Consider the following 25,181-nt stretch of genomic DNA (forward strand, 5'->3'; position numbering starts at 1 on the left):
TTCACCTCCTGAAGAGCAGAGCGCCGTAGATGACGCCGAGCATTATCGTCGCCAGGCCGCTGGGGGGTATGTCGGTAAAGTAGGCAAGGATTACGGAGGACACCTGGACGCCCAGGGTGAGGAACAGGCTGGCCCCGATGACCTTGCGCAGGTCGCTGCTGACCATCAGCGCTATCGCGCCCGGAAGAACGGCCACCACCTGGAGGGTTATGAGGCCGACGGTCTGGACGATGAGAGCGCCGATGGCACCGACGAGGACGTAGAGGATCATGAGGTAGGCCCTCGCGTTGCCCCCGTAGCTCTCCATGCCCTCGGGGTCGAAGCTGAGGTAGAGGAAATCGCGGTACAGGAAGAGGACGACGAAGAAAAGAAAGGTACCTCCGATAACGAGGACCGTGAGGTCGTCGAGGGTTATCAGGAAGATGTCCCCCGTGAGGTAGGAGACTATGCTCTCGCCGAGCGGGAAGTATGGTCTGGTTGCCATCACCTTGTAGAGCACGCCAAAGCCGAGGACCGTGAGGCCGGCGACAAAGCTGGCCACTATTCCAACGGCGGAATCGGGGGAGAATCCGAGCTTCTCAAGCTCCGCTATCGTGAGCACGACGATGATGGTGATGATGAGTGCAACGAGCATGACCAGGGAGAGATTCTCGAACAGCAGGCCGAGTATCATTCCAAGGACCGCACCGAACAGCAGGGAGTGGAAGAGGGCATGGGTTAGAAAGGCCAGTCCCTTCGTGTTGATGAGCGGGCTGAGCATGCCGAGCAGGACGCTTACCATAACGCTGGCAAGGAGAGCCCTGATCAGATACTCCGGAATCACCGCCCGCCACCCCCGTGCCTGTGCAGGTGGACGTCGCCGGTTATGCAGAAGAGCTTGCCCTCAACGGGTATGACCCTTGCCAGCGGGCCATATACGGATTTGATTATCGGGTCCTGAAGGACGTCCTCCGGCCTTCCGAAGGCTATCAGGCGTCTGTTGAGGAGCATGATTCTGTCCCCGACCTCGATTAGGGGGTTGATGTCGTGGGTGGTGATGACCATCGTCACCCGTCTCTCGCGCTTTATCTTGGCCAGAACGCTGGCGACCTCTGCCCTTGCGCTGGGGTCCAGGGCGGAGAGTGGCTCGTCGAGGAGGAGCAGTTTGGGGTCGCTCATCAGGGCCCTCGCGAGGAGGACGCGCTGCTTCTGACCGCCGCTCAGCTCGCTGAAAAGCCTGTCACCCACCTCAGCGAGCCCGACGAATCCGAGGACTTCCCCCGCCTTCTCCATTGTCTCCGGCGGAAGCTTGAAGTGGACGAAGCCGCGGCGGTAGACGCCGCCCATCGCAACGACCTCAAGGGCGGTGAGGGGAACCCTCTCGTTGAGGCTGTGGCTCTGAGGGACGTAGCCTATGAGCTCTTTCGCCTCGCAGGGCGGTTTCCCGAAGACCTCCAGCCGTCCGGTGTAGTCCCGGTGGAAGCAGGCGATTGCCTTGAGCAGGGTCGTCTTGCCTGCCCCGTTGGGGCCGAGCAGAAGGAGCGTCTCGCCATCCTCGAGAGTGAAGTCTACCCCCTCCACAGCGGGCTTTCCGTCGTAGAGTATCGTGAGGCTTTCGGCGGTTATTGCCTCCATGGTAATCTCCAGACTCCAGTTTAAGCGGTGCGTTTTTAAACCTTAATGTGCCTCTACTGGACAGAGATGGGTAATGGAAGGGCCGGTTTTTGCACCTTCCTGGATTTGTGCAAAAATTTTAAAAGCACATGCCTGTACTCTCGTTAGAAAATTTTTGCAAGGCTCAGGTTTATAAGGGCTCGGGCCTATTCGCTGGAGGTGATGATCATGGCGTACCACAGAGGAAGAGGCGGAAGAAGTGGGGGGAAGAAAAAGAACAGGCAGGTTCAGGGTGACGAGGTCATCCGTGTTCCCCTCCCGAAGGAAGGACAGCTGTTCGGTGTAATCGAGCAGGCTCTGGGGTCTGGATGGATGGACGTGAGGTGCTCCGACGGGAAGATCAGAAGGTGCAGGATACCGGGCAAGCTCAAGAGGCGCATGTGGATGCGCGTGGGCGACGTCGTCATAGTCCAGCCCTGGGACGTGCAGACCGAGGAGCGTGGGGACATAGTCTACCGCTACACCAGGACTCAGGTGGACTGGCTCCTGAGGAGGGGCAAGATAAGTCAGGAATTCCTCAGCGGTGGCGAGCTCCTGTTCTGAGCCCGCTTCTTCTAAAATTCCGGCTGCCGGCAGAGTGATGGGGAATGCGCGAGGAGGTAATAGAGCGCGAAATCGAGGGAATGCTGGGCCTCCGGGAGAGGCGGGAGAAGGACAGCGACCTCTACAAGATAGCCAATGAGGTATTCGACAGAACGACGAAGGAGACCCTCGCCTATCTCCACAGGAGAGGAAAGATCGAAGCCCTCTACGGCGTCATCAGCACGGGCAAGGAGGCCAACGTCTTTGCCGGCGTGGACGCCGAGGGGAACAGGATAGCCGTCAAGATATACCGCACGTACACGACCGAGTTCCGGCGCATATGGGAGTACCTCGCGGCAGACCCGCGTGTCGGCTACCTGCCCAAGGATATGCGCAAGCTGGTCTTTGTGTGGACCCGGAGGGAGTTTAAGAACCTCCAGCGGGCGATAAAATATGCGGTTCGCGTTCCGGAACCCGTGATCTTCCGCAACAACGTCCTCGTGATGGAGTTCATCGGGGACGAGCTCCCCGCACCCCGCATCAAAGACGTTGAGCGTTCGCTCGAGCCTTCGGACTTTGAGGAACTTTATGACTTCACGATGGGCGTCATCGAGAGGCTCTGGAAGCGCGGGGACATGGTGCACGGCGACCTGAGCGAGTACAACATACTGCTCCACGAGGGGCCCGTTGTGATAGACTGGTCGCAGGCGACGGTGAAGAGGAACAGGATGAGCGTGGAGCTGCTCAGAAGGGATCTGAGGAACGTCATAAACTACTTTGGAAGGAAGGGCGTTGATGTTGATGATTTCGACGATAAGTTCCGTGAGCTGGTTGGGGTTTAGAGGGTGAGAGCATGGACGAGTTTGAGAGACTGCTGAGGAAGTATGAGCGGATAGACAAGGACGGCCGGCCCACCCGGGGCGGTCGCGATGAGGAGATCACCTACGCCGCGGAGGGCGAGCAGGAGGAGTTCATAAGAATCCCCCGCGACAGGGTTGCCGTCGTCATAGGCAGAAAGGGGCAGACCAAGAGGGAGATAGAGGAGAGAACCAAGACCAAGATAGAGGTGGACAGCGAGACCGGTGAGGTTTTCATAACCTCCACCGAGAAGACTGACGACCCCCTGGCCGTCTGGAAGGCGCGCGACGTGGTAATGGCCATAGGTAGGGGCTTTTCCCCCGAAAGGGCGTTCCGGCTCTTCAACGAAGGGGAGGTCCTTGAGGTCGTCAACCTGACGGACGTGATAATCGGCAACGATAAGAACGCCCTTCCCCGCGTCAGGGGGAGGATAATCGGAAGGAAGGGAAGGACGCGCGAGATAATCGAGGAAATGAGCGGTGCGGATGTGAGCGTTTACGGAAAAACCGTCGCGATAATCGGCAACCCGATCCAGGTCGAGGTTGCCAAGACCGCCATAGAGAAGCTCGCCAGGGGCTCCCCGCACGGTGTCGTTTACAAGTACCTCGAGCGCAGAAAGAAGGACCTTGAACTCGAGAGCACGACCTACTACGAGGCCCTTGAAGGGGAGCCGGGCGATTTCGGGGAGAACTACGAGGGCCCCGATGAGGACTACGATGACGAAGACTTTTGGGAGGACTGAATATGGCCGAGGCGAATCAGCTGTTTAAGGAGTTCAAAATCCAGAGTGTCAGCGAGTTCTTCAGACGGAACGCGGCAATGCTCGGCTACACGGGCAAGATACGCTCCCTCACCACGGTGATCCATGAGGCAGTGACCAACTCACTCGACGCCTGTGAGGAGGCGGGTATACTTCCCTACGTCCGTGTTGAGATAGAGGAGCTTGGAAGGGAGCACTACAAGGTCATAATCGAGGACAACGGACCAGGAATCCCCGAGAAGTACATAACCCACGTCTTTGGTAAGATGCTGGCCGGTACGAAGGCTCACAGGAACATACAGAGCCGCGGCCAGCAGGGTATCGGTATAAGCGGCGCCGTTATGTTCGCCCAGATAACGAGCGGAAAGGCAACGCGCGTCATCACCTCCACGGGCGACGACAGTATCATCGAGGCATGGGTTAAGATAGACGTTGACAGGAACGAGGGCAAGATTGTGAAGAAGGAGAAGCACCCCAACCCAAAGGGCTGGCGCGGCACCAGGATAGAGCTGGAGGTGAAGAACGTCCGCTACGTGCGCTCAAAGCAGGGCATCTACTGGTACCTCAAGCTCACCGCGATAGCCAACCCGCACGCCCACATAGAGCTCATTGAACCGGACGGGAAACTCATAGTATTCCCGCGCTCCAGCGAGGACGTTCCCGAGCCCCCGGTGGAGATGAAGCCCCATCCGCGCGGCGTCCTCACCGACGACGTTTACAGGATGGCCAAGAAGACGAGGAGGAGTTCCGTCAAGCGCTTCCTCGTTGGGGAGTTCTCAAGGATAAGCGACAAGAAAATCGACGAGCTCGTTGAGTACATCGCGGCGCTGAGGCTCATAAAGACGGAGGACGACAAGAACGTCCAGGAACAGCTCTACGAGAGGCTCATGGAGGGCGAGGTAAAGGCCGTCCTGCGCTCGTTCAAGGGCTACACGAAGGTCGTAAAGCAGGTTGCGAAGCTCATGGACAAGCCCCCCGAGAAGCTGAGCTGGCACGAGGCTGAGGAGATAGTCGAAGCCTTCAGGTACATGAAGTTCCTGGCCCCGCCGACCCACGGCCTCAGGCCCATCGGCGAGGAGAACATAGAGAAGGGCCTCACCAACATCCTCAAGCCAGAGTTCGTCACCGCGGTCACCAGGTCGCCGAAGGTCTACTCCGGAGGTATCCCGTTCCAGGTCGAGGTCGGTCTCGCTTACGGCGGTGAGATTCCCGGAGGTTTCGAGCTCCTCCGCTACGCCAACCGCGTGCCGCTGCTCTTCGATGCCGGTTCCTGTGTGACGACGCTGGCGGCGCGCTCCGTTGATTGGAGGCGCTACAAGGTTGATGACCTCGACCGCGCCCCCCTCGTGCTCATGATAAACGTCATCAGCGTCCACGTGCCGTATACCGGCACAGGAAAGCAGAGCATAGCCAACGTGGAGGAGATTCAGAACGAGATAAGGCTGGCGATAATGGACGCGGCCAGGAGACTTCAGACCTACCTCAGCGGAAAGCACCGCAGGCTCCACCAGGCCAAGAGGAGGAGGACCTTCGAAAAGTACGTGCCTGAGATAGCGAGGGCCCTGAGCGTACTCACCGGGAAGCCCGAGGAGGAGGTTAAGAACTACTTCCTGTCCTACATAGAGGGCCACTTCGCGGCCAAGGAGGCAGGTGGAGCGGAGGAGGTGAGCGAGAATGCCTAAACCCAAAGCAGTCCGGCGTGAGAAGCCGAGGGAGCGCTTTTCCTATGACCCGACCAAAGTGCTCACCAGGCTCGAGGAGTACGGAAAGAGAATCCTTGAGGACATAAAGATCGGAAAGAACCCCTACTTTGACATCCCCATGCGCGGCATCGGCAACGTTTACTTCGACGAGAAGAGGCGCGTCATCAGGATGGGCGACAAGCTCTCAAGGCGCTACTTCCTCAACGTTGCCCACGCGAGGAAGTTCATGCAGACGCTCCTCATAATGGCCTACGTCAAGCGCCTCGTAAGCGAGAACAAGCACGCGAGCCTTCGTGAAGCCTACTACGCCAACAAGCACACAATCCCCGGAACAAAGGAGAACACCTTCGAGGACCAGCGCGAGAGCGACCCCATCATAGAGGACCTCGAGAGGATGATGGGCGTCCTGCGTGAGGAGATGCACCTCACGGCGGACAGGCGCGGCTACATCTACGGCGACATAGTCATACGCGACGGGGAAGATGAGTTCAACACCAGCAAGCTTGGTATGGGCGGCTGGGCCGTCCCGGGAACCGTCGAGCACCTCCAATTCCCGGAGATAAACGTTGACTATGCCCTCGTAGTCGAGACCGCCGCTATGGCCGACCGTCTCATCGAGGAAAAGTTCCCGAAGAAGGAGAAGGCCCTCATCATAGCCACCCAGGGACAGGCTTCGCGCGGTGTCAGGAGGCTCATCCACAGGCTCCACTACGAGGAGGGACTGCCGATAATAGTCTTCACCGATGGCGACCCCTACGGTTGGTACATCTACTCCACCATAAAGCAGGGCTCCATCAACCTCGCATACCTCAGCGACAAGCTCGCAACACCGGAGGCGAAGTTCGTTGGAATGACCATGGACGACATAGAGCGCTACGGCCTCAAGAACGTCACCGAAAAGCTCAAGGGAATCCCGCCGAACAAGAAGGGCGGCCCGACGGCGGATTACAAGAGAATCCTGGAGGAGATGGAGTACCCGTGGTTCCAGAACAGGGAGTGGCAGAGGCAGCTTAAGATGGCGATCAAGATGGGGGTCAGGATAGAGCAGCAGGCCCTCGCCAACAAGAGCCTCGAGTTCGTCGCGAAGAAGTACCTCCCCGAAAAGATAAACAACGGTGAGCTCCTGCCATGACGACGACTGAAGAGCTCGTCGCACAGGTTAACAAGATACTGGACGATATCGGGATAGACATGGACGGGTTATTCGAGACCTTCGACATCCCGTCCATCTCCTTCCGTTTAAAGGAGAATCTCTCGCTCCTTCAGGAGCTTGAGGATGACCTCTCAAGGCGCGTGGGTGAGACCACACCCTCGGCCGGATTCTCGGACAAAAAGAACAAGGACCCCCACATCCAGTGGATATACAAGAAGAAGCGCAACCGCGTCCTGGCCCTTGAGAGGCTCCGCTCGGCCATAACCGCCCACAAGATGGCCCTCGCACTCATCTCCGCCAACTACACCTTCTTCATGGGGAAGAAACTCGTGAGCCTCAGGGAGCTCACAAGGGAGAACGTTGAGCGGATCAAGGCCGTTCCCAACCCGGTTCAACTCGGGCGCGTTGAGGTTCTTCCCCACCTCGCCTACTCCGGCGACGTCCTCCGTCTGCTCGCCAGGGAGAGCGTGGACGTCAGGGAGTCGTTCAAGTTCATAAAGGGCAAGCTCCGCGAGAAAGGAACCGTCAGGAACCGCGGGATCAGGATAGAGGTCGAGTACTGGGAGAACAACCGGCTGAAGAAAGCCCGCCTCGACCTGCCCACGGATGCGGACATAGAGGCTGAACTCCGCCAGAGGTACGGGAGGCGCTTCCGCTGGCGCGTGCTGAGCTTCGTCAAGACGCGTGGAGTGCTCATAAACAACCACTACACGGTTGACAACCTGGCCCTGGCCTACTCCATCCTCGATCCTGAAAACGGCGCCAGGAAGCTCGGCCTCGACCTCTTCCGCTACTACTTCCTGACCTCCGAGAACGAGAGGGAGGGCCTGGGCCTCTATCCGGACATAAGGCTCTGCATCGACTGCCACTATTCGATATTTGACCTTCCCTTCGCCGACGAGAAGGGATTCAGAACGGGCCACGGCAGCATGCTCCTCATAAGGAAGTGTGAGATGGAACAGGCCCTCGTGGGGAGGAGGAAGGACATAGCCAACGTTCCCAACCACCTCCTGGGGGGAGTGCTCCTCTATGGAATGAGCGAGTACAGCGAGGACAAAGTCGCGGAGCTTCTCGGTATTCAGGCCGACGAGCTGGTTGAGGCCGTGAAGAAGTTCGTCATCTCCGGCCTGCACAAGAGGCTCTTCGCCGACACAAAGAAGTTCGAGAAGTTCATGCCCAAGAGCGACAAGGCCAAACAGTTCCTGGCCCTCCTCCAGGGGTGAGGGTATGAGGGTGGAGATAAAAGCGCGCAACAACGCGGAGCTGATAGCAAAGCTCCAGGAGACCCTGGACGAGGAGGTCACCGAGGTCTACATTAACCTCCGCCCCACCAAGGAGATACTCGTCAGAATACTCGAGCGGGCACCCAACGTGCGCAAAATCTCCTGCCCTCCCAGCCTCTATCCTAAGGTCTCCAAGAGGGTCATCGCCGCACTCGCCCAGATGGGCATAGAACTCGTCCCCGAGGGCTACCCCCGCGGAAGGCCGCGGAAGTACGACGAGAGGACCATCCGGGAGGTTCAGAACCTCCTGATGAGGGGGGTGCCGGCCAAGGAGATAAGCATCCGCATGGGCATCCCCCTGAGGACAGTTTACTATATGATAGAGCGCACCTCCAAGGCCGACCGCACATAAGGGGCCGATGTTCGATTCTCTGCCCCGTGAAATCCGCAAAGCCTTTAAGGCCAAGCACTGATTACACGTACGAAGAGCAATGGAGGCGCGAAAAACTATCACTCTCGTCATGCTTGCCCTCGTGGTCATCTTCTCCCTGCTCCAGTCATCGACAGTCCACGGCGGCACGACTGCCTTTAACTTCGAGTGGTACTTCTTCCTCTCCGCGCTCTTCCTCTTCGGTGCCGCCGGTTACGTCGTCAAGCTGGCCATCGAGGGCCGCCTCAACGCCCACGGCGTGAGGGGAGGAAAGAGAAACCCCCTCGCGGACATGATAACGTTCATAGCACTGATGGTGGCGGTGTACCTGGTCTTCTTCAAAAGGGAGCCGGAGAAGCTGGTGAAGGGTGAGGAGATAGGCAGGGGTCTCGAGGGAGTCTGGTACAACGTCACCTCCGGCGATTTCGTGACTGTTTGGAATCAGTTTCCAGGCTGGGCTTACCTGATTCCGTTCCTTCTCTTCGTGGCCATAGTCCTCACCGCCAAGAGAACTAAGAAGAGACGGCCCGTTCCGGAGGTCAAGTTCGAGCCGAAACTGACCTACGACGCCATTGAAGGAACCCCTGCGGAAAAGGTTATCCGAATGTACAAGAACGTGGTCGCCGGTCTCGTCGAGAAGGGCTATCCCTACCGGAAGAGCTGGACCCACTGGGAGCACGAGGAGAGGCTGAGGGAAGTCTTTCCCGACCTAAAGGACCTCGACGTTCTTACCAGACTCTTCGAGAAGGCCAAGTACGCCGGAAGGCTGAGCGAGGAAGAGGTCATAGCCGCGCGCGAGAGCTACGACCGGCTCATGGAGTTCCTCAGGTAGCGGGTAGCTTTAAAAGGGGCCGCGGTTAGAACCACCTAACTAAAAAGTGAGGGTGATGCTAATGCCGATATTTGAGACCCAGGAGGAGACCCCGAAAATAAAGGAGCGCCTTCACCGCGTCGGAATCACCAACCTGAGGAGCGTTGCGAAGATAAACTGGAAGGGGAAGGTTTACACGTTCCTCCCGCTCTTCGAGATAACCATCGACGTCCCCGAGGAGAAGAAGGGAATCCACATGAGCAGGCTGGTCGAGAGCATAACCGAGGCCATGAGTGAGGCCGTCGAGGAGGAGGTTATGGAGGCCCATTCCTCCCTTGAGGAGCTTGGGAGGGCAATAATCGGCCACCTGGAGGGCAAGCACCCCCACAGAAGGGCCGAGGTGTGGATAAGAACCCATCTCATCATCCCGCGGGAAACCCCGGCCAGCGGAAAGACCACCTACGAGCCCTACGACGTCGAAGTCGGTGTTATAAAGCACTACGACGGGGCCTTTGAGAAGGTTCTCCGCGTCAAGGTCATCGGAAACACCGCCTGCCCTCACGCTATGGCCAACAACAACGGGAAGACCCACATACAGAGGGCAATAGGCGAGCTTGAGGTCAGGACTGCTTTCGACGAGGAGATAGCGCTGGAGGACATGATCGACGTGGTCGAGAGCTCGTTCAGCCACCCGACGTACACCCTGCTGAAGACGATAGACGAGAACGCCGTGGTTCAGGGGATGTTCGCCAACCCGAAGTTCGTCGAGGACGTCGCGCGTGAGATATTCGCCCGGGCGAAGGAGCGCTTCAACGGGAAGATACACGTGAGGGTAATCAGCAACGAGAGCATCCACAAGCACGACGTCATAGCCGAGACGTGGAGCTGATTTTCCACAGCTTTTTGGTGAAGGATATGAAGCTCATCCACGACCCCATACACGGCCACATCGAGCTGGATGACTTTGTGGTTGGACTCGTTGATACCCCCGAGTTCCAGAGGCTCAGGCGAATAACTCAGCTTGGTCTGGCCTTCCTCGCATATCCCTCTGCCAGGCACACGCGCTTCGAACACTCGCTGGGAACTTTCTATCTTGCGAAGAGGATAGTCGAGCACAACCCTGAAATCGGGGAAGGCGCCGTTTACGCGGCTTTACTCCACGACCTCGGCCACTACCCGTTCAGCCACACGCTCGAGGCCCTCTACCCGCGGCACGAGGAGAACACGAAGTGGTTCATAAGGCACGGCGAAATCGGGGACGTGATCAGGGAGCGCTATTCCGTGGGGGAGTTCCTCAAGCTCCTCAAGCACCCCCTCGTGAGCGGAGATATAGACGCCGACAGGATGGATTACTTGGTGCGTGACGCCTACTACACCGGCGCAGCCTACGGCCTGGTTGACCTCGACAGGCTCGTGAGGAACCTGCTGTGGAGAGATGGCATGCTCATCGTTGGGGAAAAGGGGGTAATAGCTGCCCAGAACCTGCTCCTGGCGAGGAGTATGATGTATCCCACCGTTTACCAGCACCACGTCTCAAAGATAGCGAGTGCCATGCTCGTAACGGCCGTTGAGCTCGAAGGAATTCCCTCCGAGGAAATACGCACTATGGACGAGGTTGATTTGATAGCACGGCTCAGGGCGAGTGAAAGGGCAGAGGTTCGGGAGCTTGTTCGGGCGATAGATGACAGGAGGCTCTACAAGCGTGTTCTCTACAGTGCCAGCGACCCTGGAGGGGACGCTGTTGCCGAACTCTGGGGAGAGCTTGAGGCCGAGTTCGGACACCTCGCCATCGTTGACTATCCCCCCAAACCCAAGTTTGAGGAGAAGAACGCCTTCGTGGAGACCGAAAGGGGACTGAAGCGCCTCAGTGAGGTCTCGCCGCTTGTCCGTTCCCTCGTTGAACTGAAGGACACCCACTGGCGCTGGGGAGTTTATGCGAGGGCCGACGTGAGGGAGCGGGTTGAAAGGTTTCTGGGGGCCTTCTTTGATTGAGGGTGATTTTTTCATCCAAAACCCTTAAGTAGTTTGAACGTATCCTCGAGCCGCCGCTTCTCAACCGGGAAAAGCTTTATAACCGCACCTTTTAAGTGAGAGGTGAACAAGCTCATCAGGTTAGAAGGTGGTGTAAATGGGAAGAAGGGAAGAGATGGTTGCGAAGATTAAAGAGCTCATGACCCAGCCCGAGAGGATCAGGAACATGGGTATTGCCGCTCACATTGACCACGGTAAGACGACGCTGAGCGACAACCTGCTCGCCGGTGCCGGAATGATCAGCGAGGAGTTAGCTGGAAAGCAGCTCGTCCTCGATTTCGACGAGCAGGAGCAGGCGAGGGGAATCACCATCAACGCGGCCAACGTTTCGATGGTTCACACCTACGATGGCCAGGACTACCTCATCAACCTCATCGACACCCCGGGTCACGTTGACTTCGGTGGTGACGTTACCAGGGCCATGCGTGCCATCGACGGTGCCATCATCGTCGTTGACGCCGTCGAGGGGGTCATGCCCCAGACCGAGACCGTTCTCAGGCAGGCCCTGAGGGAGTACGTCAAGCCGGTTCTCTTCATCAACAAGGTTGACCGTCTCATCAAGGAGCTCAAGCTCGGCCCGAACGACATCCTCCAGAGGTTCGCCAAGATCATCACCGACGTCAACAGGCTCATCAAGAAGTACGCCCCGGACGAGTTCAAGAACCAGTGGTTCGTCAAGGTCGAGGACGGTAGCGTTGCCTTCGGAAGTGCCTACTACAACTGGGCCCTCAGCGTTCCCTACATGAAGAAGACCGGCGTTTCCTTCAAGGACATCGTCGAGCTCACCAACAGCGGCGACCTCAAGACCCTCAGGCAGAAGGCTCCGCTCCACGTCGTCGTCCTCGATATGGTCGTTAAGCACCTGCCGAACCCGCTCGAGGCCCAGAAGTACAGGATCCCGCACCTCTGGAGGGGCGACGTCGAGAGCGAGGTCGGCCAGGCCATGATGAACTGCGACCCGAAGGGCAAGATGGTCATGGTCGTCACCAAGATCATCCTCGACAAGCACGCCGGTGAGGTTTCAACCGGCCGTGTCTGGAGCGGTACCGTGAAGACCGGCCAGGAGGTCTACCTCATCAACGCCAAGAGGAAGGCCAGGATCCAGCAGGTCGGTATCTACATGGGTCCCGAGAGGGTCAACATGGAGGCCGTTCCGGCCGGTAACATCGTCGCCGTCACCGGACTGCGCGACGCCATGGCCGGTGAGACCGTCTCCCAGGAGCAGATCGAGCCGTTTGAGGCCCTCCACTACGCCAGCGAGCCGGTCGTTACCGTCGCCATCGAGGCCAAGAACGTCAAGGACCTTCCGAAGCTCATCGAGGCCCTCCGCCAGCTCGCCAAGGAGGACCCAACTCTGCACGTCAAGATCGACGAGGAGACCGGCCAGCACCTCCTCAGCGGTATGGGTGAGCTCCACCTCGAGGTCAAGCTCGTCAAGCTCAAGGAGGACTGGAAGCTCGACGTCGATGTCAGCCCGCCGATCGTCGTTTACCGCGAGAGCGTCAGCAAGATCAGCCCGATAGTCGAAGGAAAGAGCCCGAACAAGCACAACAGGTTCTACATCACCGTGGAGCCGCTTCCGGACGAGATATACGAGGCCATCCACGAGGGACTCATCCCCGAGGGCAGGCCGAAGGACCCGAAGGCCGTCGCCAAGAAGCTCGCCGAGCTCGGCATGGACTACGAGGTCGCCAAGGGCATAGTTGACATATACCACGGCAACATATTCCTCGACAACACCAAGGGTATCCAGTACCTCAACGAGGTCATGGACCTCCTCGTCGACGGATTCCACCAGGCCATGGACGAGGGTCCGCTCGCCAAGGAGCCGGTCATGAAGGTCATGGTCAGGCTCCACGACGCCAAGATCCACGAGGACAACGTCCACCGCGGTCCGGCCCAGATCTACCCGGCCATCAGGAGTGCCATCCAGTGCGCCATGATGAAGGCCCAGCCGATCCTCTACGAGCCGTACCAGAAGGTCATCATCAACGTGCCCTACGAGTACATGGGTGCCGTCAGCAGGGAGATCAACCAGAGGCGCGGCCAGCTCATCGACATGAGGCAGGAGGGCGAGGTCATGATCATCATCTCGGAGGCCCCGGTCGCCGAGATGTTCGGATTCGCCGGAGCCATCCGTGGCGCCACCAGCGGAAGGGCCCTCTGGAGCACCGAGCACGCCGGCTTCAAGAGGGTTCCGGGAGAGCTGGCCACCAACATCATCAGGCAGATCAGGCAGAGGAAGGGTCTCGACCCGAACCCGCCGAGGGAGCAGGACGTCTGCCCGCAGCAGTGAGGGCTTTCCGCCCTCTGAACTTTTCTCTTCTCTTGCCTTCTTAAATAGTTGAAGCATAAGTAGTATACTCCTGAGTAGACAAACTTTCGTAAGACATGAGGGGGAACTTGGTAAGAGGGGGCTTTATTCAATAGACAACAACCAGCTCCACTTCACGAAACTCGGTCGCTGATGGCACAAGGGGGAGGAGATCGATCTCCTCGCGTTAAACGAGCGCGAGAAAAATGCTTTGTTCGTCGAGGTGAAGTGGAAGGAGCTGGGTGCGAGGGAAGCGCGGGGGATTTTGAGGGACTTGGAGCGGAAGAGCGAGTTAGTTGGCCTCGAAGACTGGAAAAAAGCACTGGGGCTGGTTGCCAAGAAAGTTGACGGAAAGGAAAGATTGAACGCCGAAGGCTTGAGGGTTTTGGATTTGGGTGATTTTAAAGTGCATTCCCGAAAATTAACAAATTCCCGTCCAAAACCCATTAGTTAACTTTTTAAACCCGCTTCGTAAGTTAAGCACGGAACTCGTGAGGCCTCCCCGATAAATGGCGGGTTTCCCGCCCGAGGGGGCCGAGGTTCGAAAGATTTAAAAAGCCATCCTAGTCAATCGGACTAGACCAAAGTTTGGAGGTGTATGGAAATGGCTAAGGAGAAGCCGCACATTAACATTGTCTTTATCGGACACGTCGACCACGGAAAGAGCACCACCGTTGGAAGGCTCCTGTTCGACAGCCAGAACATTCCGGAGAACATCATCCAGAAGTTCGAGCAGATGGGTGAGAAGGGTAAGTCCTTCAAGTTCGCTTGGGTCATGGACAGGCTCAAGGAGGAGCGCGAGAGGGGTATCACCATCGACGTCGCCCACACCAAGTTCGAGACCCCGCACAGGTACATCACCATCATCGACGCTCCGGGCCACAGGGACTTCGTTAAGAACATGATCACCGGTGCCAGCCAGGCTGACGCCGCCGTTCTCGTCGTCGCCGTCACCGACGGTGTCATGCCGCAGACCAAGGAGCACGCCTTCCTCGCCAAGACCCTCGGTATCAACCACATCATCGTCTCCCTCAACAAGATGGACATGGTCAACTACGACGAGAAGAAGTTCAAGCAGGTCGCCGAGCAGGTTAAGAAGCTCCTCATGATGCTCGGCTACAAGAACGTCCAGGTCATCCCGACCAGCGCTTGGGAGGGCGACAACATCGTCAAGAAGAGCGACAAGATGCCCTGGTACAACGGCCCGACCCTCTTCGAGGCCCTCGACCAGATACCGGAGCCGCCGAAGCCGACCGACAAGCCGCTCCGCATCCCGATCCAGGACGTCTACTCCATTAAGGGTGTCGGTACCGTCCCGGTCGGCCGTGTCGAGACCGGTGTCCTCAAGGTCGGTGACGTCGTCATCTTCGAGCCGGCCAGCACCATCTTCCACAAGGCCATCCAGGGTGAGGTCAAGAGCATCGAGATGCACCACGAGTCCATGCCCGAGGCCCTTCCGGGTGACAACATCGGATTCAACGTCCGTGGCGTTGGTAAGAACGACATAAAGCGCGGTGACGTTGCCGGACACACCAACAACCCGCCGACCGTCGTCAGGCCGAAGGACACCTTCAAGGCCCAGATCATCGTCCTCAACCACCCGACCGCCATCACCGTCGGCTACACCCCGGTTCTCCACGCGCACACCCTCCAGGTCGCCGTCAGGTTCGAGCAGATCCTCGCCAAGCTCGACCCGAGGACCGGTAACATCGTCGAGGAGAACCCGCAGTTCATCAAGACCGGTGACTCCGCCATCGTCGTCCTCAGGCCGACCAAGCCGATGGTCATCGAGCCGGTCAAGGAGATCCCGCAGATGGGCAGGTTCGCCATCCGTGACATGGGCCAGACCGTCGCTGCCGGTATGGTCATCTCCGTTCAGAAGGCCGAGTGAAGGCCTTCTCTGACCTTTCCTTTACTTCCTTAAGCCTTAGGAGGGACGGAAATGCAGAAGGCAAGGATTAAGCTTGCGAGCACGGACATTAAGGCCCTCAACGAGGTCACCGACCAGATCAAGCAGATCGCCGAGAGGACCGGCGTCAGGATGAGCGGACCCATCCCGCTCCCGACCAGGAGGATAAGGATCACCACCAGGAAGAGCCCGGACGGAGAGGGCACCGCCACCTTTGACAGGTTCGAGCTCCGCGTTCACAAGAGGCTCGTTGACATTGAGGCCGACGAAAGGGCCATGCGCCAGATCATGCGTATCCGCGTCCCCGAGGACGTCACCATCGAGATCGAGCTCATCTCCTGATTCCTCTCCTTTATGCGCCGGGGTAGCCTAGCCTGGGAAGGCGCTGGCCTGGAGAGCCAGTGGGCTCTGCCCACCAGGGTTCAAATCCCTGCCCCGGCGCCACCAAACTTTGCCTGTGCAAAGTTTGATCAAAGTTTGTACGTCTCTTTTGGACCCGTAATTTTCCAAGTGGTTTTCAGTTCAAATCGCCGTTTCCCCGTGTTTCACTGCCCTCGGCGCTCGAAGAGCGCCTAAAATTGAGAAACCCGCTAAAAATGCAAAATTCTCCACTGAAAACCTACATTAGTGAGCTAATTTAAAGGACATACTAACTCACCCCTACTCGTTTTCTAAAAGTTGTCCCTCGACAAACTTTGCTCTCTTAAAACTGGTTCGTCTAAACCTCTCTAAGCTTTCTCCACACCTCATTGTACTGGAGTGCTAGCCAGTACTCTCTCAGTTCTCTCTGAGCACGTATGTAATCTGGATAATAATCCCTCACAAGCGCCCAAAATGCTCGGGAGTGCTTTTGGAATTTGAGGTGGGCCACCTCGTGAATTATGATGTAGTCCCTGAGCTCCTCCGGCAACGCCATAAGCATCAGGTTAAAGCTTAGATTTCCCTTCTCGGAGCAGCTCGCCCACTTCGTCTTCTGGAAGCGGATGTAGATTTTCCTGTACTTTACCCCAAAGACTGATGAGAAGAGTCTCACCTTGAATTCCAGCTCTTCTCCTAGCTGACTTTTCAGCCATCTTTTTAGGGTTCCCAAATCGTTGTTTGGCAAGAGAACCACGTGAAACTTTGGATTAACCCCGAACTCCTCCGACTCGACGAGTTCGTAGAACTCACCGTCGAGTAGGAGCTTATTGGAAAGCGGAAGGAACTTTATCTTGGCTTCTTCGATTTCCCTTAGCTTCTTCTCTATCCACTCTTTCTTTCTCTTCATCAGATCCTCTACATCTGCGTTTGGTGGGATTACTACCTTAACCTCCCCAAGGGGGCTTATCTCGATGCGGGGATACTTAACATCCCTCAGAATCACGCGATACTCTATCCCCACCTTTTGAGCACCTCTAGGAGCTCGTTGCGCGTCTTGATGATGTCGTCACATTTCCCATTATATTCCCCTACGATGAATAGCATAATTCTCCGCGAGACTTCGCTGACGACCTCAGTTTTCTCCGTCCAACGGGTGAACCTAAGCGCCTCCGTCTCCTTGAGCAACTTTCTGACCCCTTCGATAAGCTCGCGGGTGTTGCCCTTTACGTGCCTCTTGAGCACCATCAGGAGGGCGTATTCGAGCTCGTTCAAACCGAGCTCTCTCTGCTCCTGTGAGCGCTTTTCTATTTCCTCAGCTATTCCAAGGAGCTCATCATAGAGCTTCTCGATTTCTTCCTTCTTGTGCCTCCAGGCTTCGATTATCCTTTCCACTTGTTCAACCAGATCCTCGCTTAAGGGCCCCTTGTGAGTGTTTACGTAGTGTCTGGCTGAGAACAGGAGGTTAGTAAACGCCTTCCGCTTATCCCTCTCCCTCATTACTTTCCTGAGGAACTCCTCGTCAATTTCGATTACTGGGAAGTCGGCCTTTATCTCCTCTATGTCAACGGTCTCCTGTATGAATCTGAGCGCCTCCTCAAAGAATTCGTCGGCTTTGAGTTCAACTTCCGGCGGAACACCATCAACCTTCGCTCTGTATGCATAGTAGACTTCCGTGAGCCATTTGAAGGCCTCCCTGAACTCATCTCTGTCCTCCCTGAGGAGCTTGTAGTGGTGCCTTATCTCCCTGTACAGCCTCTGGAACTCCTCGCCCTTGTTGTTTCTGAACAGTGTCTCGACTGCGTTCATTATAGTCTCCCTATCCCGTCTCGGCTCAAGATCATCAAAGTACCCCATGGCCTTGGCGATCTTTCTCCTGAGCTCTTTCTTTATCTCCTCGACGCTGTAGGCGGCCCCTTCGATATCAACCTCATCGTAGATTTCCAGCGCTCTCTTCAACTCCTTGAATATGCCCACGTAGTCTATAACGAGGCCGAAGGGCTTGATGTTCTCACCGTTCTTGATGAAGGGCCTGTTGGTCCTCGCTATCGCCTGAAGGAGCCTGTGCTCCTTGAGCGGCTTGTCCAGATACATGGTTTGAAGGATTGGGGCGTCAAAGCCCGTGAGGAGCATATCGGTAACTATCAGAATCTTTGGAATTTCCTTGTTCCTGAAATCCTCACGAATTCTCTCGCGGATTTCCCCCATGTCTTTTCCGGGGAAGCGTTCCTCAAGCTCTTTCTGGTATCCTTTGATAACATCGCTGTCGTCCCGATTGAAAGTCATCACGATCTCGGTGTACTCACTTGGCAAATACTTGTCGAGGGCGCGCTTGTATAAGACGCAGGACTCCCTATCAACCGCTACCACCATTGCTTTAAACGGCTCCACGCTCTCTTTATAGTGCTTTGCTATGTCCTGGGCTATCATTTCGATCCTCTTCGGGTTTTTTAGGAACACCTTTATCGCGTTGAGCCGCTTTTTGAGCTTCTCCTCCACCCTTCCGCGGTACTCCTCCGGGATTTCCTCCAGCTTCGATGAGAGAAACGCCTCAAGGAGCTCCCTCTTTAGGTGAACGTCCTCCTCAAGCCTCGCCTGGTAGGCTATCTTCACGGTAAAGCCGTCCTCTATGGACTGCGTTATGAAGTACCTGTCGAGGTAGGGTCTGTCCTTATAGCCGAAGGTGGCGTAGGTGTCGCGTCCTTTCTTTGCTATTGGGGTGCCAGTAAAGGCGAAGAAGGACGCGCTCTTGAGTATCGAGCGCATGGTCGAAGCAAGCTCTCCGTACTGGGTTCTGTGGCCTTCGTCTATGAGAACCACGACGTCCTTGCGGTTCATTATAGTCTTTCTTCTCCGGCTTTCCCTCTTGAGTCCCTCCAGCACGTCATTGAGGTCCTCGGCGCGGAACTTGTGGATGAGCGTGATGAATATTCCCCTCTTCCCATCGGCGTGGGTTAGGACTTCCTTGAGCTTCTCGATTGAATCTACCACTTCAAAGCTCAGCCCCACGGCTTTAAGCTCGCCGCTCAGCTGTCTCTCCAGCTCCCTCCTGTCAACGACGAAGAAAACCGTGGGGTTGCCGAGCAGGCGCTTGATTTTATAGGCGGAGAATATCATGGTCAGCGTCTTCCCGCTTCCCTGCCAGTGCCAGATTAAACCCCTGTTTCTTTCCGTCTCGCCCTTTACATAGCCGACGGCGATGCTCACTATCTCCCTAACCGCCCGGTACTGCATGTACCTCGGCAGAACCTTCGTGAACGCCCCACCGCTCTCGCGGTAGAAGGTGAAGTAGCGGAGGACGTCAAGGAGAGTCTCAGGTTTTAAAAGCTCAACCAGGTTGTCCAGCTCATCAAAGCTCTCGCCCTTCCATTCGTAGACCGGGACGCTCCCGAGCCACGGCACTATGGGGAAATAGACGGGTTTATCTCCGACGGCGATCCCTACCTGCACGTACTTGAAGAGCTCGGGCATCTCCTTCTCGTAGTCCTTAATCTGCTCGTAGGCCTTTTTCCAGCTCACGTCCAGCCTTTTGCACTCGATGATGACCAGCGGGATGCCATTGACGTAGAGGATTAGGTCGGGTATCTTGGTCTTAAACGGATAGCCAATCTGGTTGGCAACGAGGAACTCGTTGTTTTGGAGGTTTTCATAGTCAATGAGCATCAGTCTCTTGGGCTCACCGGTTTCTTCATCCTTCACGGGAACGCCGTTCTTGAGGTAGTCGAGAACCCTGCGGGAACCTTCAACGCCGAAGGGACTCGCCTTAAGGAGGTTGATTGCCTCCTCCGCTTCCCTCTCGCTAACTCCGTTTGTCCTCACTATCGCGCGCTTCAGCCTTGAGATTAAGAGGGGCTCGTTTTCGTTTTCAAGAACCTCAATGCCCCTCCTGTAAGTCCAGCTCTTCGATTCCAACCGCTCAATGATGGGCTTCTCACACTGGAGGTATTCGGGGGTTTGAGCGGGCATGGGGGACACCTGTTAGCGTGTTAACATTGGGGACATTAGAGAGGTTGGATGTTTATGATTAAACCGTTTCCCTTGGGGACAGTACCCCATACAGGGCCAATCTTAAATCATTAATTAGCCTTTCAAGATTAGTAAGAGGTCCCTCGTTAGTGACTATTTCATTGTATAATTGTGAATCTATGGACTGTATCGAAGTTAAAAGGTGATGGTATGGATTTGATAGACCCAGGAACTCCGTTAGAGTTATCTGCTGTCCATTACCGAGCTTTATTTTGAGTCTTTTGTCGAGATTAATAAGTTTGCCTACTATCTTCTTGTTATATCCAGCAGCTTCAAACAAATATGCTAGTTTGATATTTCCAATGTCCAAACTCTGTTTAAGTATTTTTGATTCAAGGACGAATTTAATGTATTCCCCTGTTACTCCGCTCACTGCTGGAAGTCGTTCTAGGAGCATATCAATTGTCGTCTGATATGGATAGGAGACAATGATAATTGGGTTAGAGGGAGGTGAGAATTCGTTAAACCATTGGGTAAATATCTCTTTGTGAGTTTCTTCTATATTTGGATCATTTTGAATCCTCTCATATAAATGGCTAACATAGTTTCTGTACTCTTCTATGATTTTGTCTCCCAAGTTTTTGAAATGCTTTCGAGGAATCACGAGAAATAGTGAAAATCCTGGACCGAGGTTGAATGGAATAACTTTGTCGATAGTTTCCCACTCTGGAACTACTGAGAGCATGAAGTGCCTAAACAATGTTGAGATTCCTGGAAATCGCCTGTATTGTGTTGGATTTCTTTGTTCAAGAATGTTGCTAATAATATATTTCAGCCTCCTATCTGTCTTTTCTAGTGATTCACCACGTTCTATTATCAAAAATGCCAGTGAGAGGTTATCAAATAGTCGTTTTTCAATCTCAGATAGAGTTAAAACACCTCTGCGCTCAAGAACTCTAAAGAAATTCAAAATCAGTGGGGAAAAGTGTTTTTCTATAATTTTTGTTGTTATCTGTTTTGTTTTTTCACGATTTACTTCGACGTTTACTTGGGAATATCTTGTCATTAACCAAATAACTAATGCAACTCCAAAGGTAAATACGATAAAGGCAATTCCTAAACATTTGATATCATTGCACAATCTACTAGCGGCATAAATAGCAGTAAAATAAGAAAGTGATACTAACGGGAGAGACCCATTTTTGGTCAGTTTTACCAATGTATCCCACTCTGGAGTCTCGACCATCTGGATCGACCTCCAAGCAAAAAGAATATAACTTGGGGGGCGTGGGGATTTGAACCCCAATCACCGCGCCCTCCTAGGGGTGGCCCTCCCGAGCCTCTACCCCCGGGTCTCCGCTCCCTCTACCCGTCGCCCCCAGAAACCCGGAGGAGGGCCGCCCCCCATCTCGGGAACCTTGAAGTTGCTCGAACCACCATGTCAATCACTCCAACGACTGCTGAAATCATGTTGGGGCTGACGGTTCCCAAGGTCATCAGGAGCAAGAGGCCCACCGGGATATTAACAATAAGGATGTTATAACTATTTATGTTTTTCGGTTGTAACAAGTACTCTCTTCCTTCCGGTCAGCAGGTCTCTCATCAGGCCCTTCTTGACCTTCTCAAGCTTCTCCCTGCGCTTCCTCAGGAGTTCGAGCTTCCTGTCAACAGTCATGAGAATTTCGGCGATCCGTTTTTGCTCTTCGAGGGGCGGAATAGGTATGGGAATGCTATTAATCTTGTCTTTATTTAGATATGGAACGGTTGTTTTAGTTGCTATTGATTCCATATATCTAGCTTGGGACATTAACGCAACTGCAAGAAAATATGGATCTAATGTTTTAGGGCACACAAAAGCGTGTAGTTGTTGGTTTAATACAACTTCCCTTGTAGTTATTGCAACAATACCAAACTTTCCTACACAACTCATTATGACGCTATTAGGAGGAATAATTTTATTCCCACATCTTTTAATTTCCTCTTTGCTCACATTTAGGCCAGATTTTGAAGCCCCAATGTACATGCCATCTATATCTGCTAGGGTTATCCAAGGAATATCACCATCGAATTTTTTTGGTTTATTTCTACCAGGAACTATACTTTGACAAATTTCACCAACTCTTACAACCCGCCACTCCTCCGGAATCTCGCCCAGCTCGGTCTTCTTGAACCGCTCATGATTGATGCCCCGCGTTAAAAGCCTCTGCATGAGGCCTCTCTTTAAGCGCTCCGTCCGCTCGATGGCCTCGTCGGTCTTCTCGATGGCCTCATCAACGGTGCGCAGAATTTCGGCGATTTTCTTCTGCTCGGGGAGGGGTGGGAGAAACAAGAGTAATCGTTTCAGTTCGCTGTTTTTTATTCCCCCAATCATGCCATGGAATGCCTGTTGAATCTGTACTTGGGCGAATGGAGAGTACATGAAATAAAACAAGAACAAGTTATGAAGTGTATTAGAGTCTTTTGGCCTCAGAAGGTAGACATGTTCATTTATAGCAACCTCGGAGTAACCTTTTATGTCCTCAACGAATGCGACTTTACCTGTTGTTGCTCCATCCTTAACAAGTAAGATGTCCCCAACTTTGACCTTTCCTTTTCTAAGCTGAGTAAAGAACTCCTTGGGGATAAATTTCATATTTTCCCATTTAATTCTGCCATCGGAACCAATGTGTTCCCCACCAATACTTGGAACTTCTCCCGTTTCTTGACCTCCACCTTTTGGTCGTTTTCCGCTTTCAAAGTGGACTACTTCTTCAAGCCTCACAACCTTCCAATCCTCGGGAATTTCGCCGATTGGAGTTTTCTTGAACTTGGCTTTAACTTGCATTGAAACCACCTACTTTGATAACATTCCCCTCAAGATCCCTAAGGTTAATTTCCTTGTAGAGTTCCGTCAGAATCACAGAGTATTCTATCAGGCTTCTTAGGGCCCTAGCTACCGGACTGTCGAGGATCACTTCCAAGAGGCCAACGATAAGGTCTTTTACAGACTTTAAGAATTCAATAACACTATTTACTAAGTTCTCTATCCACTCTTTAATTTCTCTGCCAAAACGGTACAGGATAGCTCCAAGAGTCATGAAGAGGATCAATGCCTGAGTTTCAGACAGATTCTGAATACCCTCGCCAATCCATGCGATAACGCTCTTTACACCATTCCACATAGCTTTCAATATTCCCAGAATTGTACTAATTATGGCCAGAATGGTCTTAAATAGGAAATCCAAGATGGCACTTCCCCCCAAGGAGAACACAACAAAAGAAAGCGAGCCTTTCCGAAGGATAACTTCAACGTGTTTTAACGGCCCCATGTTTTTCCATGTTTTGATTGTAGTCTCAGTTATGTCCTTGTCTGATGAAACGATAGCGTTGGCGTTTATTGAGAAGTACAACCAAACATAGTCCACGTCTTTGGGGTCTCGCTCACCTACTAATTCCATGGCCTTTTTATATTCTTCATATCCCTCTGGCACTTTAAAGGTGATGTGCTCTAGAATTTCCTCAATGGCGCTCTTGAGTGCTTTAACTGGGATTCTCTTCTTCCTTGAGATTTTCTCTAGTTTTCTCTTATCTTTCAAAGTTTCCTCACGAATTGATGGGGGAGCATATAGCTTAACAAATGGCGTTTTCGATAGTTCAATAATGGGGGGCAATCTACCATCTCGGATGTAGTTAATTGCTTGAGATATTACTTGATTTGCATCAACAACAATAGAAAGCTCCAAGTTGCCTTTAATCCCTGTGATATCTATGAGAATGCGCTCTGCGAATTGTTTGATAATCTCCAACATGCTTGGAGGCAGTTCTACTAGGAACTCGTCAAATATTGGCTTCAATTCTGGAGCCTCGTAGATGTTTTGAACAGAAATGCTCTCAACTATTGGAATTGGGCGGGGATTAGTCATGTCGCTCACCTCAATACCCCAGCTCCCTCAAATAGCCCTCGATCTTCTCATCAACCCTCGCAAGCTCCTCGTTAATCCTCTTCAGCTCCTCCCACTCGGCCTTAACGTCGATCTCCTCCTCTTCCTCCATCGGGAAGACGTAGAGGGTGACATTTAGGTTGTGGTCGTTTTCCTTTATCTCGTCCAGCTCAATGACCCTCGCAAAGCCATCAACGTCCTCGAACTTCTCGAAGGCCTCGACGATCTTCTTTATATGGCCCTCGCCGAGTCTATTCAACTTCCTTATCTCGGGATGCTTTTCATATTCCTGGGATGCGTTGATGAAGAGGACTTTTCCCTTCCTGTCCTTCGGCTTGTTCCTGTTGAATATCATTATAGCCCCCGGCGCGCCAGTGTTGTAGAAGAGCTTTTCCGGGAGGAGAATTACTGCCTCAAGCAGGTCGTCCTTGAGTATCTTCACCCTTATCTTCTTTTCAGCCCCGCCCCTGAAGAGCGCGCCGTTGTCTATGACGATGCCAACCCTTCCATCATCTTTGGCGCTCGCGAGCATGTGCTGTATCCACGCCCAGTCCGCGGAGTTGTTGGGCGGATAGCCGTACTTGAAGTGCTCCTCCTTGAACTCGGCCTTTTTGAGAGTTTCCTCGCCGTAGCCGTCCTGGTTCCAGGGCGGGTTTGCTATAACCACATCGAATCGCTTGAGCCTCTCACCCTCCTTAAAGGCTGGTCTGAGAAGCGTATCACCTACGGCAAGCTTCGGCGACTTAATGCCGTGGAGTATCATGTTCATCTCGGCCAGGGCGTAGGTGGTCGGATTTACCTCCTGACCGTAGAGGAAGAGCTTTTTAGCCTCATCCGCTCCGCGGTGCTCCTTGACGTAGAGATAAGCCCCGATGAGCATGCCTCCGGAGCCCATCGCGGGGTCGTAAACCTCCTCGCCCGGCTCCGGCTTGAGGATCTCAACGAGGAGCCTGATGACCTCCCTCGGCGTGTAAACCTCGCCTTCCTTGGCCTTCTGCGGGGCAAAGTAGCGGAGAATCCACTCGTAGGCATCACCAAGAACATCGGGAGAGGCGTTCTTTAAGTCAAGCCCGCTGAAGAGCTCAAAGAGCTGCCTGAGTATTTCAGCGTTGTCCCTGTGGAGCATGAACTCCATGAAGTCAAAGCGGTCAACGACTCCCCTGAGGTTGGGGTTCAGCTCGGCGAGCTTCTTGAGGGCCTGCGAGAGGTTCTGGGGAAGACTTTCGATGTCCCTTTCGCGGAGCTTCCTCCAGAGATATTCGGGTGGATAGTTAATTGTGTACGCTTCCCTGTCTTTGAGGGCAAGCTCCTCGGCGGTCTTCCTGTCCAGGCCTTCCTTCATGAGCTTCCTAACGTACTCCTCAAACTCCTTCTCCCACTCGTCGCTCAGACGCTTCAGGAAGAGCAGAAGAAGGATGTACTTGTAATCGACCCTTGTCCTGATTAAATCAGCGGCTTTCTTAAGAACCCTCTCAAGCTCCTCGCGGGTCAGACCCTTGTTTTCTTGAGCTGGTGAGTTGATAAAATCCGTGAGCTTTCTCTCCATGATTCACACCAACGAGGGGATACTC

22 protein-coding genes, 1 tRNA gene and 1 pseudogene are annotated in these 25,181 nt (G+C 54.3%); 15 read left to right on the forward strand and 9 right to left on the reverse strand.

What is annotated here, in order from left to right; genetic code table 11:
• Nucleotide 1: 1 nt before the first annotated feature.
• Both FPV09_RS00795 and FPV09_RS00800 read right to left on the reverse strand, forming a co-directional pair.
• The gene (locus FPV09_RS00795) at nucleotides 2–823 is read right to left on the reverse strand and encodes a metal ABC transporter permease (RefSeq protein WP_148882006.1); all 822 of its coding nucleotides are present in this window, start codon (nucleotides 821–823) and stop codon (nucleotides 2–4) included.
• Entirely contained in the window at nucleotides 820–1,614 is a 795-nt protein-coding gene (locus FPV09_RS00800) for a metal ABC transporter ATP-binding protein (protein WP_148882007.1), read from the reverse strand. The genes FPV09_RS00795 and FPV09_RS00800 overlap by 4 nt, the downstream gene beginning before the upstream one ends.
• Before the next feature lie 207 nt (nucleotides 1,615–1,821).
• On the opposite strand from FPV09_RS00800, the gene eif1A reads away from it, so the two are divergent.
• From eif1A to FPV09_RS00875, 15 genes and pseudogenes are all read left to right on the forward strand, one after another.
• On the forward strand, nucleotides 1,822–2,196 hold the full coding sequence (eif1A, locus tag FPV09_RS00805; protein WP_058938267.1) for a translation initiation factor eIF-1A: 375 nt from the start codon (nucleotides 1,822–1,824) through the stop codon (nucleotides 2,194–2,196).
• 44 nt (nucleotides 2,197–2,240) lie between these two features.
• Nucleotides 2,241–3,017, forward strand: coding sequence for a serine protein kinase RIO (locus FPV09_RS00810; protein WP_148882008.1), 777 nt, complete (start codon nucleotides 2,241–2,243; stop codon nucleotides 3,015–3,017).
• 11 nt (nucleotides 3,018–3,028) lie between these two features.
• Nucleotides 3,029–3,775: a KH domain-containing protein gene (locus FPV09_RS00815; protein ID WP_148882009.1), complete on the forward strand. Its 747-nt coding sequence runs from the start codon at nucleotides 3,029–3,031 to the stop codon at nucleotides 3,773–3,775.
• 2 nt (nucleotides 3,776–3,777) lie between these two features.
• Nucleotides 3,778–5,475, forward strand: coding sequence for a DNA topoisomerase VI subunit B (gene top6B / locus FPV09_RS00820; RefSeq protein ID WP_148882010.1), 1,698 nt, complete (start codon nucleotides 3,778–3,780; stop codon nucleotides 5,473–5,475).
• Nucleotides 5,468–6,628 (forward strand): DNA topoisomerase IV subunit A, encoded by a 1,161-nt coding sequence (locus tag FPV09_RS00825; RefSeq protein ID WP_148882011.1) that lies wholly within the window; start codon nucleotides 5,468–5,470, stop codon nucleotides 6,626–6,628. The genes top6B and FPV09_RS00825 overlap by 8 nt, the downstream gene beginning before the upstream one ends.
• A complete protein-coding gene (locus FPV09_RS00830; protein WP_148882012.1) occupies nucleotides 6,625–7,872 on the forward strand; it encodes a DUF530 family protein in 1,248 nt (415 codons plus the stop codon). The genes FPV09_RS00825 and FPV09_RS00830 overlap by 4 nt, the downstream gene beginning before the upstream one ends.
• A gap of 4 nt (nucleotides 7,873–7,876) precedes the next feature.
• On the forward strand, nucleotides 7,877–8,284 hold the full coding sequence (locus FPV09_RS00835; RefSeq protein ID WP_148882013.1) for a DUF1699 family protein: 408 nt from the start codon (nucleotides 7,877–7,879) through the stop codon (nucleotides 8,282–8,284).
• A gap of 79 nt (nucleotides 8,285–8,363) precedes the next feature.
• The gene (locus FPV09_RS00840; RefSeq protein ID WP_148882014.1) at nucleotides 8,364–9,134 is read left to right on the forward strand and encodes a DUF4129 domain-containing protein; all 771 of its coding nucleotides are present in this window, start codon (nucleotides 8,364–8,366) and stop codon (nucleotides 9,132–9,134) included.
• Between the two features lie 61 nt (nucleotides 9,135–9,195).
• Entirely contained in the window at nucleotides 9,196–10,002 is an 807-nt protein-coding gene (locus FPV09_RS00845; protein WP_148882015.1) for a GTP cyclohydrolase IV, read from the forward strand.
• Between the two features lie 26 nt (nucleotides 10,003–10,028).
• Entirely contained in the window at nucleotides 10,029–11,105 is a 1,077-nt protein-coding gene (locus FPV09_RS00850; protein ID WP_148882016.1) for an HD domain-containing protein, read from the forward strand.
• 136 nt (nucleotides 11,106–11,241) lie between these two features.
• A complete protein-coding gene (locus FPV09_RS00855; RefSeq protein WP_148882017.1) occupies nucleotides 11,242–13,440 on the forward strand; it encodes an elongation factor EF-2 in 2,199 nt (732 codons plus the stop codon).
• A gap of 151 nt (nucleotides 13,441–13,591) precedes the next feature.
• Nucleotides 13,592–13,912 (forward strand): annotated as a pseudogene (locus FPV09_RS00860) (DUF234 domain-containing protein); the annotation flags it as partial.
• Between the two features lie 150 nt (nucleotides 13,913–14,062).
• Entirely contained in the window at nucleotides 14,063–15,349 is a 1,287-nt protein-coding gene (tuf, locus tag FPV09_RS00865) for a translation elongation factor EF-1 subunit alpha (RefSeq protein WP_148882018.1), read from the forward strand.
• 51 nt (nucleotides 15,350–15,400) lie between these two features.
• Entirely contained in the window at nucleotides 15,401–15,709 is a 309-nt protein-coding gene (gene rpsJ, locus FPV09_RS00870) for a 30S ribosomal protein S10 (RefSeq protein WP_058938293.1), read from the forward strand.
• A gap of 16 nt (nucleotides 15,710–15,725) precedes the next feature.
• Nucleotides 15,726–15,811 (forward strand) — tRNA-Ser (locus FPV09_RS00875).
• Between the two features lie 274 nt (nucleotides 15,812–16,085).
• Here the strand turns inward: FPV09_RS00875 and FPV09_RS00880 are convergent.
• The 7 genes from FPV09_RS00880 to FPV09_RS00905 form a co-directional block, all read right to left on the reverse strand.
• Nucleotides 16,086–16,748: a M48 family metallopeptidase gene (locus FPV09_RS00880; protein ID WP_148882019.1), complete on the reverse strand. Its 663-nt coding sequence runs from the start codon at nucleotides 16,746–16,748 to the stop codon at nucleotides 16,086–16,088.
• Nucleotides 16,739–19,690 carry a type I restriction endonuclease subunit R gene (locus tag FPV09_RS00885; protein ID WP_148882020.1) on the reverse strand — a complete coding sequence of 984 codons (2,952 nt, stop codon included), beginning with the start codon at nucleotides 19,688–19,690 and terminating at the stop codon, nucleotides 16,739–16,741. The genes FPV09_RS00880 and FPV09_RS00885 overlap by 10 nt, the downstream gene beginning before the upstream one ends.
• A 58-nt stretch (nucleotides 19,691–19,748) precedes the next feature.
• Entirely contained in the window at nucleotides 19,749–20,936 is a 1,188-nt protein-coding gene (locus FPV09_RS00890) for a hypothetical protein (RefSeq protein WP_148882021.1), read from the reverse strand.
• Nucleotides 20,937–21,055: 119 nt separating this feature from the next.
• Nucleotides 21,056–21,205, reverse strand: a complete 150-nt coding sequence (locus tag FPV09_RS11895; protein ID WP_168194708.1) for a hypothetical protein — start codon at nucleotides 21,203–21,205, stop codon at nucleotides 21,056–21,058.
• 28 nt (nucleotides 21,206–21,233) lie between these two features.
• Nucleotides 21,234–22,514: a restriction endonuclease subunit S gene (locus FPV09_RS00895; RefSeq protein WP_148882022.1), complete on the reverse strand. Its 1,281-nt coding sequence runs from the start codon at nucleotides 22,512–22,514 to the stop codon at nucleotides 21,234–21,236.
• Nucleotides 22,504–23,592 carry a PIN domain-containing protein gene (locus FPV09_RS00900; protein ID WP_246112330.1) on the reverse strand — a complete coding sequence of 363 codons (1,089 nt, stop codon included), beginning with the start codon at nucleotides 23,590–23,592 and terminating at the stop codon, nucleotides 22,504–22,506. Before FPV09_RS00900 ends, FPV09_RS00895 begins: the two co-directional genes overlap by 11 nt.
• 10 nt (nucleotides 23,593–23,602) lie before the next feature.
• Nucleotides 23,603–25,156, reverse strand: a complete 1,554-nt coding sequence (locus tag FPV09_RS00905) for an N-6 DNA methylase (RefSeq protein WP_148882024.1) — start codon at nucleotides 25,154–25,156, stop codon at nucleotides 23,603–23,605.
• Nucleotides 25,157–25,181 lie beyond the last annotated feature (25 nt).

Origin of the sequence: Thermococcus aciditolerans (assembly GCF_008152015.1) — an archaeon.
GTDB lineage: Archaea > Methanobacteriota_B > Thermococci > Thermococcales > Thermococcaceae > Thermococcus > Thermococcus celericrescens.